Origin of the sequence: Novipirellula caenicola, assembly GCF_039545035.1 — a bacterium.
Taxonomy (GTDB): Bacteria; Planctomycetota; Planctomycetia; order Pirellulales; family Pirellulaceae; genus Novipirellula; species Novipirellula caenicola.
In genome coordinates, this window is record NZ_BAABRO010000016.1 from 91290 (window position 1) to 106417 (window position 15128).

Consider the following 15128-nt stretch of genomic DNA (forward strand, 5'->3'; position numbering starts at 1 on the left):
CGCACAAACCAAAACCAAAGGAGCCCCATGCTGGTCAGGATGAGTACGAGGGAGGTGACGGAGATAATCAGCGAGATCATGTTAGGGTGCAGGTTGTAGGAAGGGGGGCGGCGTGACGCCAGTGACGGTTTACTGCACCCTTTTCGCGTTTTCTAGCGTTTTTAGAACAGCAAACCCTCTGCGCCGATGGCCTGGTTTTTGTCGAGCTCATTATCGCGGATCAGAGCATCCACTTGAATAGGGGCAAATATGGCCGGTGCACGCTCCCCTTCGCCCTCGCTTTCTCCGCTGCCGATCCGATTCAGTTCGTTGATGACATTCAGTGCATCAAGCGGAGTGATTCGATAGTCGCCGTTGACGTCGTAATAGCCGTCGTCGCTCGGTTGTTCAGTATCAGGGTCGAGCAGCGCGTTTCCGTTGCGAAACTGCAACGCGTTGATGACGACCAACGCATCAGCTGCGGTTACAATCCCGTTGCCGTCCACATCAAATCGATTTTCTGCGTTTTGAAACAACGGAGCTTCGTCATCAACTAACTCAATCGTCGCAGAATCCGCAACATAGCCGCTTGCCGCGAACGTGTAGCTGTATTGCTCGGATGATTCGGGATCATCGTCATCGACGGGGACCACGTTGATCAGCACACTTGTTTGATTCGCCGGGATGACCAATGCACCATCAAAGCCCAATTCATTTGTATTGCCACCACTGACTTGAATCGGCAACGCTTGCGATACGTCACTGTTGCTGCGGGTGATCCGCAGCTGCACGGTATTGGATGCGTCTTCGTGAACCGAATCGGCGGTGAAGCTGGCGCTAAGCGTCTCGTGATCTTTGACCAGCAAATCGATCACGCCTGGATCCACTCCAGCGGCCGACGCCGATAACTGGAGCGATTGGTCGCCGTCAAGCAAGGCGTCGTCCACTGCCGCGACAGGAACTTTGACCGAAGTTGCATTGGCGGGAATGACAGCAGTCGCAGGGACGGTGGCTTCGCTGGCGTCCGTTGAATTCAATGAAACCGTCAGCGGGCTGCTCGAGGCCGGGCCTGACCGGGTGATCGTCAATTCGGCAGCGCTTCCGCTGTTTTCCAAAATCGAGGATTGGTTTAGTGCAAGCGAAAGCTTTGGAGGCGATGAGACCGAAACGCTAAACGTTTTCTGGTCAACCCCGCCGTCGCCGTCTTCGACGCGGACAACAACGGTGAAGTTGCCCGCAGCGGCATAAGTGTGCGTGCCGTCAAACGAGGCCAGCGTCGGACGTGTGGCATTGCCGGTTTGATCGATTGTTGCAACGCCCGAAACGACGTTGCTTCCGTCACCCCAGTCGACCGTGTAGGTAAACGTATCGCTGCTAGCAGGATCCGAGATCGATCCAATGTTGGTGATGGTAAGAGGCGTGTTGACGACGACGCTTTGGTTCGCGGCGACCGTTAGCGTCGGCTTCACGTTACTAATCGATGCCGTCGTCACCGGGATGACCAATTCGCCTAGTCCGCTGCCGGTCAAAACGATCTCGACCGGAAAACTTCCGTTGTCGCCATAGACGTGGTTGGCGGACACCGTAACGGTCGATCCCACCAACGTCCAACCGATGTCGTCCAATGCCGCAACATCGAGCGATGTAATCATTTGTCGCTCGCCGTTGCTCAGCGAGCTACGCATCAGCGTCGCTTGATTGTTGGTATCCAGGATCGAATTGGCCCAGTGGAAACTTTGGTCAAGCGGCGGATTGCCCGAACCCACATAAGCCGCGTTCGCTTTGGCACCTGTGAAGCTGTTTCCGCTGGTGTAAGTGCTCCAGGCCTTGTTGATTCCCGCGTTGCCAAACCCCAACACGTGCGTCAATTCGTGCATCGCGACGGTGATGAAATCGGTTTGTCCCGGCTGAATGCCGTCAATGTCTTTGCCGAAATACCAATTGGTTCCATTGTTGTCAAAGGCGACCGATCCTCCCCATGGTCCGAAATCGGTTGCCGGCGAAGCTTTGGCACCACTTTCCCCACGGAATTGAACGGTGTCACGAAACGCGTTGATGTTCGCTAGCTGCTCGGGCGTGATCGACCCGACGCTGGGAAAAGCGAAGCCACCAGGACCGCCGCGACCTCGTTCATTGCCAGCCAAGTCGCGGGCGCCAGGAAAGATGACGAGTTCGTTTGCGTTGACTCTCAAGTTCTGGGCAACGGCATCGCGGGCCGTCCCATTGCTGTTGAGCGTTGAATTGCCGGTCGATGGGTTCGTGAAATTGGCGATCCACTCCATCTTTCCAGCGGCGTTTGGGGTGATCGCATCGAGCTGATCCGAAAAACGACGGACAATCGAATCGGCAGCAAGCTGCAGCAGTTCTCGGCGGTACTGATTCGCCCCCGAGAAAAATCCCGATGAGTCGAGCGAATAGTCAAAGCGAATCTTCAAGCCGCCAGTGGCTGGTTGCGAATTGACCGCAGCGGCGGATTGCGTTCCATCCCCCCAGCGGATCTGGGCCGAGACGTTTCCGAGCAGTCCGGTCGTATCGACGTTGCGAATGATTTCAAACGGATCGCCCTCGGCAACCAATAGCCGGCGGTCTTCGAGCGTTTGATAACGGATCAGACGTGAAGCGCTGCGACGGCGTCTTCGACCCTGAGGTCGCCCCGCATCAGGCTGAGCGCGGCCACGTTCGCTTGGAAACACAACGGTGGCCATGCGAGCCAGGATTGCTTGGGTGGCAGGTTTGAACATAGCGAAGATGGGTAGAAAAGAGAGGCCCAATGGCGACTTCCTTGTCGAGCGATTGACCGCGCGGAAGCTCTGATGACGCCAATATTTTTTGAAACATGGGAAATTCAATGCCGGATTGCCGCTTGGGGCGTTGCACCACAGCCATCCTGGGAATCTTCGCCCCTATTGAACGTTACGTCCAAGATTTCAGGTACCCCTTCGATGGCGGTGAACGCAACCGTAGTTTCGTGCGAAAGAACATCCTCGACTGACAATCTTGCCGTTAATCCGACAAATGACGGCGATCGTGGGCAAATGCAAAGAGCGTGCTCATTCATCCGGCGGCGACAAAAACGGCGGGGATCCGCTAACCGAAAAAGCGTTCTCGTGATAGCATTTCATCGTCATTCATGCTCGTGGACCCTGTGTATGGCAGGTTGGGTTGGGCCGCTGGCCAATGGATCGAGCCACGCTGACGCGGCGGTTCATCGTTGGCGATTCCGCACCAGAGTGTCGAGCTGGTAAATTGTGTCCGTTCCATCGGCCGTGGATCGGTTTTCCCTTTTGAAAGATCGCTCGTGGCCGCCCCCCTCCTTCGTTTCCTCCGTTTCGACTCTGCTCGTTTCCCCTCCATTTCGAATCGACTGATCTCCCCATGACCTCTTCGAATTCTGCTGCGGATGCTCCGCAAGATCGCGACCCTACAACGCTTCGTTCGTACCGTTGGTTTGGCCCAGACGACATGCGGTCCTTTGGCCATCGCTCGCGGCTGAAAGGGATGGGGTTTGACGACATTGACTACCAAGGCCGACCGGTCGTTGCGATCTTGAACACGTGGAGCGATTTGAACACGTGTCATTCGCATTTTCGCAACCGCGCGGACGAAGTACGCCGCGGGATTTTGCAGAGTGGTGGTTTTCCGGTTGAAGTCCCAGTGATGTCGCTGGGCGAAATGATGATGAAGCCGACCACGATGCTCTATCGCAACATGTTGGCGATGGAGGTCGAAGAGGTCTTGCGATGTCACCCGATCGATGCCGCGGTTTTGATGGGAGGTTGTGACAAGACGGTTCCAGCGATGTTGATGGGGGCGATCAGTGCGGATGTGCCTTCGGTCTTTCTGCCAGCCGGCCCAATGTTAAAAGCGAGATGGAAAGACGTCACGCTGGGTAGTGGTAGCGATGTCTGGAAGTATTGGGACGAACGGTTAGCCGGAAACGTGTGTGATCGCGATTGGAATTGCATCGAAAACTGCATCGCACCATCGGCAGGAACCTGCATGACGATGGGCACGGCTAGCACGATGGCGTGTATCGCCGAAGCACTCGGGTTCACGCTCGGCGGTGCGGCAAACGTGCCGGCCGTGGTAGCCGAACATTCTCGATTGGCTGTGGCCACGGGACGCCAAGCGGTCCGGATGGCGTGGGACAAACGTACGCCATCGAGTTTTTTGACCGAACAATCGATCCGAAACGGCGTGGTCACCTCGTTGGCGATCGGCGGCAGTACCAACGCCATCGTGCATCTGATTGCGCTCGCAGGCCGGTTGGGGATCGAGTTGACGCTAGAGCGATTCGACGAACTGTCGCGAATCACCCCCGTCCTCGGGAATCTGCGGCCGGCAGGTAAATACTTGATGGAAGACTTTTATCATGCCGGTGGATTGCGGGCGCTGTTGAAAGAGCTTGGCGATTTGATCGACCTATCGTGTCAAACGATCAGCGGAACGAGTCTAGGTGCGCAGATCGCGGATGCCGAAGTGATCGACAGCGACGTGATTCGCTCGCGTGAAAACCCGTTATCGCCAGCCGGTGGGACGTCGGTGTTGCGAGGCAATTTGGCGCCCAGCGGCTGCGTGATCAAGGCGCTCGCGGCAGAGCCACGTTTGCAGTGCCACCGCGGGGCCGCGGTGGTGTTCGACAATTACGCCGAAATGAAACAGCGGATTCATGATCCTGAGCTCAACGTCACGGCCGACAGCGTGTTGATTCTGCGGAGCGCCGGCCCGTTGGGCGCACCCGGGTTTCCTGAATGGGGCATGTTGCCGATTCCGAAAAAACTGTTGCAGCAAGGGGTGCGTGACATGGTGCGGATCAGCGATGCGCGAATGAGCGGAACCAGCTATGGGACATGCGTTCTTCATATTGCACCCGAGAGTGCGGCAGGAGGGCCGTTGGCGCTGGTGCAAACCGGTGACGAGATCGAAATCGACATTCCGGCACGACGAATTCATTGGCATGTTTCGGACGACGAGATCGAGCGGCGTTTGCAGCAGCATCCCGAAGCGAAAGCATTAGCGAATCGTGGTTATCTGCATCTGTACGCAAAACATGTGATGCAGGCCGACAAGGGATGTGATTTTGACTTTTTGGTCGGTCGCACGCCTGGCGCAGAACCTGATATCTTTTAGTGCCCCGGTCGCCCCGATTAAGAATCCGACATTTTCCCTTGCGAGACCGTCATGAGCGATGAATCTAACCCGTTCGCACGTCCCTCGAGCGAATCGAATCCCTACACTCCCTCGTTGTCGGCGGCTTCGATCGGCAGTGCCGGTGCGGTTCAGTTGTCTGAGGTGCATTCACGTGGAATGGTCGGCCAGATCCCGATCGTCGGCGTGTTGATGATCGTGCAAGGCGTGTTCATCACGTTGATGGCGCTGGTGTTGGGCGGGTACGCGTTTGCGATGCCGATGTTATTTCGCAGCATTCGCGAAGATGCGATAAAACAGGGAGCCAACCCGCCACCGATGCCACAACAGATGGAACTAGGCATGTTGATCGTGCTTGCCTTGACTGCGGCTTGTGTGTTGGCCATCGCCGTGTGCACGATTTGGGCGGGCGTACGGGTGATCAAGTTTCAAAGTCGCACGTTTGCGATTGTCACGCTGTGCGTGGGCATGTTGACTTGTTTGACGTGTTATTGTGCACCAACGCAAATTGCGCTGTCGATCTATGGTTTGATCGTCTTGCTCAATGGTCCGGTGACCGATGCGTTTCGATTTGCTGAGCAAGGTCACACGGCGCGTGAGATTCAGCAAGCGTTTTTATCGCTGCCGTAGCGGTTGCCTCGTTCGCTGAGCTGCGTCGATCAACGTCCACCGCCCCATGGGCGAAAACATCAAAATACGGGAACCGACCATCATGAATGAACCTTCCTCCGAACATGCGGGCGACGCCAGCGAAGCCAATCCGTATGTTCAGGCTCAATTGGTGCACGACGTCGCGGTCGTTCGCCCCACCGGGATCACCGTGATTGCCGTCGTCTGTATTGTCGCGGGAATTTTGGGGAGCTTAAGTTCGCTTGGCAGTTTGGCGAACACGCTGTTCTCCGAACGGTTTGCGTCGATGTTCACACCGTCAGGACCTGCGGGAGAGATCCAAGGCGAGATGCAGCGAGAAATGATGGCGGTGCTTGGCAAGTATTACTTCGTCAATCTTGCCTTGGCCGTTGCGGGGATGGCCATCGGAATTGCACTGTTTGTAGGTGGCATCGGGGTGATTCAAGGCAAAGCGTGGAGCCGAGGCTGGGTTCGCCGAACGCTGCTTGTCGCGATCTTTTTTGAAGTGGTGCGGGTTGTGGTCTACTCGCTCACTCAATTCGAAATGTATCCCGTCACGCAAGAATACATGCAGAAAATAGCGGGTGAGCAAAATGGGGCGATGGGAGGCGAAACGATGGCGTGGTTCTCCACCATCGGAGTCGTCATTAGCATGGTGTTTATCGTTGGATGGTTCTTGTTAAAACTGTTTTTGATGATTTGGGGACGTCGTTATTTGGCTAAAGAAACGCTCGATAGCTACTTTGGCACAACGTCGCCCTCGCAATCGTCCCCGCAATCACCTTCGTAATCGCACTTGCCATCACTCTCGCTCTCTGAAAAATGTTGCTCATGTATGAATCCGCGATCCAGCCACCGCTGGTTGATCCTACACCGATCTTTGAACTGTTTCGCGGCAGCTATGGTTCTGAGTTGTTGACCGCGGCAGTCGCCCATTTTGATCTATTTGGGCGATTGTCAAAGCAGCCGATGACGCTCGAGCAGCTTGGTGACGCATTGGGACTCGATCCACGTCCGGCCAATGTGTTGGTTACCGCGCTGCGGGCGATGGATTTGCTTGATCTCCGCGATGGCAAGCTTGGTTTGACCGCGATGGCATCAGAGCATCTTGTCCCCGGATCGCGTTTGGATTGTGGTGACTATTTATCACTTGCGGCTCAATCGCCTGGCGTGATGTCGATGGTCCAATTGTTAAAGAGCAACAAACCGCTTGGGTCCGATAGTGATTCCGGGACCGCGTTCATCTATCGCGATGGAGCAAAGTCCGCGATGGATGCCGAAGCATCAGCGCGACATTTCACGTTGGCGCTCGCGGGGCGAGCCAAGAACGTGGCTCCGGTACTCGCCGATGTGTTGCCGATTGATGACGCCAAGACCATTTTGGATCTCGGTGGGGGGACAGGGATTTATAGCTACGCGTTGCTACAAAAACATCCTGGGCTGCGAGCGATCGTTTTTGATCGGCCCGACGTGTTGAAGGTCGCGAGCGAGTTCGCCGAGACCTACGGGGTGAGCGATCGAGCGGAATTGCACTCAGGCAACATGTTCAGTGATCCATTGCCGAAGAACGTCGATGCGGTGCTGCTGTCGAATATCCTGCACGATTGGGACGTGCCCGAGTGTAAACAGCTGATAGGTCGCTGTGTCGACGCGTTGAAGCCAGGCGGGCGGTTGTTCATCCACGATGTGTTCTTGAATGATTCGCTCGACGGTCCGCTACCGATCGCCCTGTACTCGGCGGCCTTGTTCACGTTGACCGAAGGCCGTGCGTACAGCGAAGCAGAGTATCGCTCTTGGATGACCGAAGCTGGGTTGGCGACCAAGGCCAAAGTGCCGACTCTGGTGCACTGTGGCGTGATCGAAGGCGTTCTTTCGTAGCAGCCGCGTCGGACGCGGTTCCACTTTATCTACTTTCGGTCAGCGCTCGCGGCACCAGTTGCCGGATTGCAGCGAGTAAAGCGTCCGACCTTTACCGGGCGGCTCGCGCCGCTCCGCTATCAATCAACAACGCTAGACGTATCGCCCAGGCGTTCCCTTGGGAAACCACGGGGACGAAATCCCGTTTTTACCAACGCAAACCAAATCGTTCGCCGCCCGATTCGGTGTTGTTGCCGCCACGAAGCGGGCCTTGGTGAGTCGGTTTGACGGCGACTTCACGCTGCGGTTCTTCCTCTTCGACTTCGGGTTTGGTATCGGTATCCGCTGCAACGGCTTGCGCCGCCTTGATCGAAAGGGCAACCTTTTGTGAATCGCGGTCAAAGCTCAGGATCTTGACTTCGACCTCATCACCTTGGCTGACAAACGCATCGACCTTTGAAACGCGATGGTGTGCCAGTTCGCTGATGTGGACCAAACCTTCGACACCCGCCGTCAGTCGGACGAAGCAGCCAAACGGCGCCGTGCGAGTTACGGTTCCCTTGTGGACCGTGCCGACGGCAAAGGTTGCCTCAGCGGTGTCCCACGGGTTTTCCAAAAGATCGCGATACGACAAACCGATCTTGCCGGTTTCTTTGTCAATCTTGTCGACGGTGACCTTGACCATTTGGCCTTCTTGGATCACTTCGCTTGGGTGTTTGATTCTTTCCCAGCTAAGCTTGCTGACGTGAATCAGGCCTTCGAGACCACCGAGGTCGACGAACGCACCAAAATCTTTGACGTTGCGAACGATGCCTTCCAAGGTGTCGCCCACTTCGATCTTCTCAAGCTGTTCCTTGCGTTTTTCTTCACGCTCACGCTCCAGCACGGCGCGTCGGCTGAGCACAAGGTTGCCGCGGCGTTCGTTCGACTCGGTAACGATACAAACGAGTTTCTGGTCGACAAACTCGGACAGATCTTCGACACGGAATTCGGTCACTTGGCTGATTGGCATAAAGCCACGCATATTGCCAACTTTGCACTCGAGTCCGCCGGTGTTATGACCGGTAACGACGGCTTCGACGACGGTGCCTTCTTCGATGTCTTCCCAATCGCTGACTTCGACTGCCGAACCAGGCAGCGTCAGCACGTACAGGCCGTCTTCACGATTGAAACCTCGCACCATGACTTCGATGTTGTCATTGGGTTTAGGTTCTTCGCCGGTGAATTGCTCAAACGGCACAACGCCTTCGTCGGGACCGCCGAGCGAAACGAAGACAGTGTCGTCGTTGATTTTTAATACGCGGCCATGGACGCGGGCGCCTTCGGCAAGCGGTTCTCGGCGGTCGGGCATGCCGGCACTGCCACCCAACATCGATTCGACATCGGCCAGACCGAGTTCGGCATCAAGTTCGGCTTGCAGGTCCGCCGACAACGATTCGCGTCGATTGGGAACGGCGACCTTCTTGGCGGCAACCGGAGCGGACGAGGTTGGTTTGGGCTTGTCATCACCCGGCAACCGAGGTGTGCGGTTCTTGGGCTTCTTTTTCGGCTTCTTGGCAGCGTCGGATGTCGCGGCGGCAAGTTTTTCCGGCGACACCGCGGGGGATGCAGGCTTGGCAACCCCAAGGCCGCGGGACGCCAGCGGGCCGGCACCACGAACGGCTCCGGCCAACGGAGCGGCTGCGGGCGACTTAGGCGTACCCAATGCTGCAGCGGTTTCCGCCGCACCGCTTTCCGATGCGGGGGACTCTGCAGGCTTGGTCGCCGCGTCCGCGCTACTAGGGCCAGCGTTACTCGAATCCGAGGTGTTCGATTCCGCAGCACTCGCAGTCGGTTCGGTCGGGCCTGCCGCAGCGGCGGGATCGGAAGTCGCGGGCTTGGGATCGGCCCCAGCGGGGGACGATGCAGCGGAAGCGTCAGAAACGGGAAGGTCAGAAGAAGTCGAAGGGTCGCCGTTAGTCATCAGGTCTCTGCAGGGGGCAGGAGCGAAGCGAAGAGGAAATTACGATGAAGGCTATTGTAATAAGTTGCCGTCATCGCCGTGTCGCAGTCTAGCAATCCAGACGGCGTCCCGGTAGCCTTGCTGGTCATTGTTGAACCCAAAATCCGATTCCATTTGCAGATCAGCGAGGCGACGTTTTGCCAAACTTGGATTCCTTTTGCACGAAGGCTTTTTCTGGATTCTCGAGCGAATTGATCGAGGCGATTCAAAACGCGCCGCTGCCGGATCTGGGTGATGGTTCCCGCAGCGGGGGGGATGGCGTGGCGGCACTGCAAACCCTGCTTCGCAGTGGCGATATTACCGGTTCACTCAATACGTCATCGCCGCTTGCGGCCCAACTGTGCACCAGCGGGCTGTGGCTTTTGGCGGGTGATTTGGACCGCAGCCATCGAATTAGCCAAGATATTGACGAAAAAGAGGGCAGTTTTTGGCACGGGATCATGCATCGTCGCGAAGGCGATTTCAGTAACGCCAAATACTGGTTCCGCCGTGTCGGCAAGCATCCGGTGATCACGCAGCTCGCCGAAATCGGTGGCAACCCATTCCGCACTGCCGAAGAATTTGTTGACGAATGTGCTGAGGCGACACGCGAGTCAGCGGCGGGAGGGGTGACGCCTCGGTACGCCCAATGCCAGGACGTGCAGTGGAAAGAATGGCAGCTGCTAATGGCTCACTGTGCCGCTCTGTAAAAAAACGGAAAAAAAATTTCGCAATCAGAGTCAATCGCTCGCCCGACAATTCCGATAAAAATCGTGTTGGAGGGCAAATCGGCACACCATTGTGTGGGGCAAAACGCCGGTTCGTATTCTAGCACCGCATTCGGGCCTAGGTCTTTAGCTCAGCGACGTTCGAAATCAGATTCGTCGCACCGGGGGGCAAAGACCTAGGCCTTTTTTTGTGCGCCGACATAATTTTTCTGCGGCGGTTGCGGTGACGATGCCCCGCTATGGAAAACCGCCCCGTTGGCATCGAGGGCGGATGGCATCGCGATCACGCCGCGCTGCAGTATACATGCAGCAGCGGCGAGCGGTTGGTTTTTGTGAGGTCCGCGGAGTGCGCGACTACATTCCCAGATCGCCGAACAGCGGCGTGCTGAGGTAGCGTTCACCAAGGCTGCACATGATCGTGACGATCCGCTTGCCTTTCATTTCCGGGCGAGCGGCGACTTGAGCTGCAGCCCACATGTTCGCTCCGCTGCTGATCCCCGCCACGATGCCTTCTTCTTTGGCTAGCCGGCGGCCCCACTCGAACGCGTCTTCGTCATCGACTTTGATCACTTCGTCAACAATCGAGGTGTCGAGGTTTTTAGGAATAAATCCGGCACCGATCCCTTGGATGCGGTGTTTCCCCGGCTCGCCACCACTGATGACGGGCGAGTGGATCGGCTCGACTGCGATCGCTTTGAAGTTCGGGTTTTGCTTTTTCAGATAGCGAGCCGCTCCGGTGATGGTTCCGCCGGTACCGACACCCGCAACCAAGACATCGATGTTCTGGCCGCTATCGGCCCAGATTTCAGGGCCGGTGGTGGCTTCGTGGATCGCGGGGTTCGCAGGGTTTTCGAACTGCTGTGGCATGTAGGCGTTGCTGTTTTCGCTAACCAGTTCGCCTGCCTTGTTGATCGCTCCCTTCATGCCTTCGGCCGCCGGGGTCAACACCAACGTGGCTCCCATCGCACGCAGCAAGGCGCGGCGTTCGACTGACATCGATTCGGGCATGGTCAGCGTCAATTTGTAGCCTTTGGCCGCACAGACAAACGCCAACGCGATTCCGGTGTTACCGCTGGTCGGTTCGATGATGTGTGTGTCTTTGTTGATCTTGCCGTCTCGTTCGCCCGCTTCGATCATCGCGACGCCAATTCGGTCTTTGACGCTGTTCAGCGGTTGGAAGAATTCACATTTCGCAAACACCGTCGCGCCATCCGCAGGAACCAGTCGATTGATTTGGATCATCGGGGTATCGCCGATGGCTTTGGAAGCGTCCGAATAAGTTTTTCCGCGAGGCATATCAATTTCCAAATTAAGAGTTGCAACGGATAGAACGGGCGAGTGAGCCAATTGTGGTTGGGCAATTTTGCACACACGCAAACGCAGCCTGATTGGCTGGCAATCAATTTGCCTGGGCGATTGCGAATCGTCCAGGCAACATCATGTGTCTGAGATCAAGAGTGAAGGGGCGGTGGTAGCCGATGTGATCAACGGATGGTTGATTTTATCGAAATGGAAACGGCCGTGGTGATCCGGCGCCCGTCAGGGCCCGGATAGCAAAGGTTCGGTCGGGTTTTAATTGCCCGAGCACTGATTCCCGAGCCGGCCCCGCTCACACGCGAGCCGCTCGCAAAACCAACGAACCGTCAACCGTTTCGTTTGGGCTGCCCCTGAATTTGTCTATGACTTGGCCCTTAGGCGACTTCCCAGGTATCGCCCGAGTTGAACAGGGCCTGCAGGTCTCCCTCGCCTTTTTTCTGTTTGGCAAGGGTGACTTGGTCATTGATCTGTTCGTTGTAGGTGGCGACCCCTTCGACGGCCCGCAGAACGCCAATGGGTTCGGGCATTTCGGGGTACCGCATCCGAGCCAGCATCATTTGGATCGACGGATTCATTTCCTTTTCGTCATGAATCAGCAAATCGTCCGCAGGCACATCGGCCACGTTGACCACTTCAAGGTGGTTGCCGACCAAACGCACGGCTTTGTCGTTGTTGGTGCCAAAGATCAGCGGTTTGCCATGTTCGAGCTCCACCACGTTTTCAGCCCGTTGCTTGCGTTCTTGGGCGTAAGCCATCGCGCCGTCGTTGAACACGTTGCAGTTTTGGTAGACCTCGACGAGCGACGTGCCTTTGTGCTCGGCCGCTCGCTTGAGCGTCTCGCCAAGGTGTTTGACGTGGGCGTCGATGCTTCGCGCGACAAACGTTGCTTCGGCCGCAAGGGCGACCGACAACGGATGCAGCGGATGGTCGATCGAGCCCATTGGGGTGCTCTTGGTGACTTGCCCCTCAGTGCTGGTTGGGCTGTACTGTCCTTTGGTCAAACCGTAGATGCGGTTGTTAAACAGCACGATGTTGATGTCGAGGTTTCGGCGAAGGCAATGGATAAAGTGATTGCCACCGATCGACAACGCATCGCCGTCGCCCGTGATGACCCAAACCATCAAGTCAGGCCGAGTCGATTTCAGCCCCGTGGCGAACGTGGGTGCACGACCATGAATGCTGTGCATTCCATAGGTGTTCATGTAGTAGGGGAATCGGCTGCTGCAGCCAATCCCGCTGATGAACACGGTTTTTTCGCGAGGCACGCCCAACTCGGGGAGCACTTTTTTCATTTGTGCCAAGATCGAATAGTCGCCGCATCCGGGGCACCAACGAACGTCTTGGTCCGAAGCAAAGTCGGCCGCTTTTAAAACAGGAAGATTCATTTCAGAAAGATTCGAATTAAGTATGTTGCTAAAGGGGGAACGAAATCGGGTGACTCGAGCGGTCCGTGCTCGTTAACCCGCTTTGCTTCGCACGTCGGATTCGGACTTGCCACCTTTTGCGGTCGAAACGTGCTCTTGGATCGCTTCGACCAACTCGCTAACTGCGAATGGTTTGCCTTGGATCTTGTTGACGCCGATGCAGTCGACCAAGTACTTCGCTCGCAGCAGCATTCGCAACTGTCCCGTGTTCAACTCAGGCACGATCACCTTATTGAACCCTTTCATCAGTTCGCCCAGGTTCTTTGGCATGGGGTTGATGTAACGCAAGTGGGCGTGGCTGACCGAGTGGCCTGCTTTGCGGCAATTGCGAACCGCGGTGTGACAGGCCCCATAGGTTCCGCCCCACGAAATCAACAAGACATCGCCACTCGTTTCGCCGTACACATCTTGGTCGGGGATTCGTTCGGCAATCCGGTTGACTTTCGCAGCCCGCGTGTCCGTCATGTGTTGATGGTTCGCCGGGTCGTAGCTGACGTTCCCGGTTCCATCTTCTTTTTCCAGTCCACCGAGACGATGCATTAGCCCGGGGGTACCTGGGATTGCCCACGGACGCGCCAAGTTTTCGTCGCGTGCATACGGCATGAACGGCTCGTCCGGATCCGATCCTTCAGGGTGTTTGACCTCGATTTTGGGAAGCTTCGCCACATCGGGGATCTTCCATGGCTCGCTGCCGTTGGCGATATAGCCATCGGACAAGATCACGACCGGGCACATGCATTCGGTTGCAATTCGCCAGGCTTCGACGGCGATGTCAAAGCAGTCGCCGGGCGATCGAGGGGCCAGGATTGGCAGCGGAGATTCGCCATTGCGGCCGAACATGCATTGCAGCAAATCGCTCTGCTCGGTTTTCGTTGGCAGCCCCGTGCTTGGGCCACCCCGTTGAACGTTGATCACGATCATCGGTAGTTCGAGCATCATGCCGAGGCCCATTGCTTCGGCTTTCAGCGCAATGCCGGGCCCGCTGCTGGCGGTGACCGCCATCGTGCCACCAAACGCGGCTCCGATCGTGGCGCAGACCGCAGCGATTTCGTCTTCGGCTTGGAATGTTCTCACGCCAAAGTTCTTGAATCGTGTCAGCTCGTGCAGAATGTCGCTGGCAGGCGTAATCGGATACGTGCCATAGAACATGTCTTTGCTGCTGAGTTTTGATGCGGCGACCAAGCCCCAGGCCAGCGCTTGGTTGCCCATCATGTTGCGGTAGGTGCCTTTTTCAAGTTCCGCCGCCTCGACTTGATAGCTTTCGCCAAATGCTTCGGTCGTTTCGCCGTATGCCCATCCGGCTCGCAAGGCTGCTTCATTCGCCGCCGCGATATCAGGTTTCTTGCCGAATTTGTCTTGGATGAAACGCAGCGTCGGGTCGAGCGAGCGGCCAAACAACCAATACACCAACCCCATCGCAAAGAAGTTTTTGCAGCGATCGGCGATTTTTTGGCTCAAACCATGGGCCGCAACCGCATCACGCGTCAGCGTGGTCATCGGCACCTTGATCACTCGGTAAACCTCTTCGATCACACTGGCGTCCAGCGGATTCGACTCGACTTTGGCGAGTTTGAATTCTTTTTCGTTGAAGCCGTCTTCGTTGGCGATCAGGATGCCGCCTTTGCGTAGATCGCCCAAATTGGTGACCATCGCGGCCGGATTCATCACCACCAACGCATCAAGGTGGTCGCCGGGAGTGAAGATTTCTTCGCTGGCAAAACGGACTTGGAAACCGCTAACGCCGGCACGGGTACCCCGTGGGGCGCGGATTTCCGCGGGAAAATCGGGGAAAGTGGCCACGTCATTCCCCGCCAACGCGCTAGTGTTGGTCAATTGGGTGCCGAGTAGCTGCATCCCGTCACCGGAGTCGCCTGCCAGGCGAACGGTAATGCCGGAAACGGTTGATACGTCTTTTAAAGTGGTCGGAGAGGCCGTCATGAGCTTCGCTGGATGCGTAGAAACGCACCTCCATTGGGAATGGATGTATTGAGTGAAGATATAGTGTTTGTATCGATCATTCGGATTCGCAAACTTATCCGAATTCTATATTTTGGGCATCGAAAC

General features: G+C 56.5%; 10 protein-coding genes. 5 read left to right on the plus strand and 5 right to left on the minus strand.

Features of this window, described 5'->3' with window-relative positions:
- Window positions 1-161 precede the first annotated feature (161 nt).
- The gene (locus ABEA92_RS24280) at window positions 162-2720 is read right to left on the minus strand and encodes a dockerin type I domain-containing protein (RefSeq protein ID WP_345687127.1); all 2559 of its coding nucleotides are present in this window, start codon (window positions 2718-2720) and stop codon (window positions 162-164) included.
- A 634-nt stretch (window positions 2721-3354) separates the two neighbouring features.
- Here ABEA92_RS24280 and araD point away from each other — a divergent pair.
- The 4 genes from araD to ABEA92_RS24300 all read left to right on the plus strand — a co-directional run bounded on the left by araD (window position 3355) and on the right by ABEA92_RS24300 (window position 7635).
- A complete protein-coding gene (araD, locus tag ABEA92_RS24285) occupies window positions 3355-5109 on the plus strand; it encodes an L-arabinonate dehydratase (protein WP_345687129.1) in 1755 nt (584 codons plus the stop codon).
- A gap of 51 nt (window positions 5110-5160) precedes the next feature.
- Window positions 5161-5757 (plus strand): hypothetical protein, encoded by a 597-nt coding sequence (locus ABEA92_RS24290; protein ID WP_345687131.1) that lies wholly within the window; start codon window positions 5161-5163, stop codon window positions 5755-5757.
- A gap of 82 nt (window positions 5758-5839) precedes the next feature.
- Window positions 5840-6547, plus strand: coding sequence for a hypothetical protein (locus ABEA92_RS24295; protein ID WP_345687133.1), 708 nt, complete (start codon window positions 5840-5842; stop codon window positions 6545-6547).
- A 32-nt stretch (window positions 6548-6579) separates the two neighbouring features.
- Entirely contained in the window at window positions 6580-7635 is a 1056-nt protein-coding gene (locus tag ABEA92_RS24300; RefSeq protein WP_345687135.1) for a methyltransferase, read from the plus strand.
- Between the two features lie 187 nt (window positions 7636-7822).
- Here ABEA92_RS24300 and ABEA92_RS24305 read toward each other — a convergent pair whose 3' ends face one another.
- A complete protein-coding gene (locus ABEA92_RS24305) occupies window positions 7823-9577 on the minus strand; it encodes a 30S ribosomal protein S1 (protein ID WP_345687138.1) in 1755 nt (584 codons plus the stop codon).
- Window positions 9578-9753: 176 nt separating this feature from the next.
- On the opposite strand from ABEA92_RS24305, the gene ABEA92_RS24310 reads away from it, so the two are divergent.
- Window positions 9754-10305 (plus strand): hypothetical protein, encoded by a 552-nt coding sequence (locus ABEA92_RS24310; RefSeq protein ID WP_345687140.1) that lies wholly within the window; start codon window positions 9754-9756, stop codon window positions 10303-10305.
- 372 nt (window positions 10306-10677) lie between these two features.
- Here ABEA92_RS24310 and cysK read toward each other — a convergent pair whose 3' ends face one another.
- From cysK to ABEA92_RS24325, 3 genes are all read right to left on the minus strand, one after another.
- Window positions 10678-11619, minus strand: coding sequence for a cysteine synthase A (cysK, locus tag ABEA92_RS24315; RefSeq protein WP_345687142.1), 942 nt, complete (start codon window positions 11617-11619; stop codon window positions 10678-10680).
- Window positions 11620-12014: 395 nt separating this feature from the next.
- Window positions 12015-13025, minus strand: a complete 1011-nt coding sequence (locus tag ABEA92_RS24320) for a 2-oxoacid:ferredoxin oxidoreductase subunit beta (RefSeq protein ID WP_345687144.1) — start codon at window positions 13023-13025, stop codon at window positions 12015-12017.
- Between the two features lie 72 nt (window positions 13026-13097).
- Window positions 13098-15002 (minus strand): 2-oxoacid:acceptor oxidoreductase subunit alpha, encoded by a 1905-nt coding sequence (locus ABEA92_RS24325; protein ID WP_345687146.1) that lies wholly within the window; start codon window positions 15000-15002, stop codon window positions 13098-13100.
- Window positions 15003-15128 lie beyond the last annotated feature (126 nt).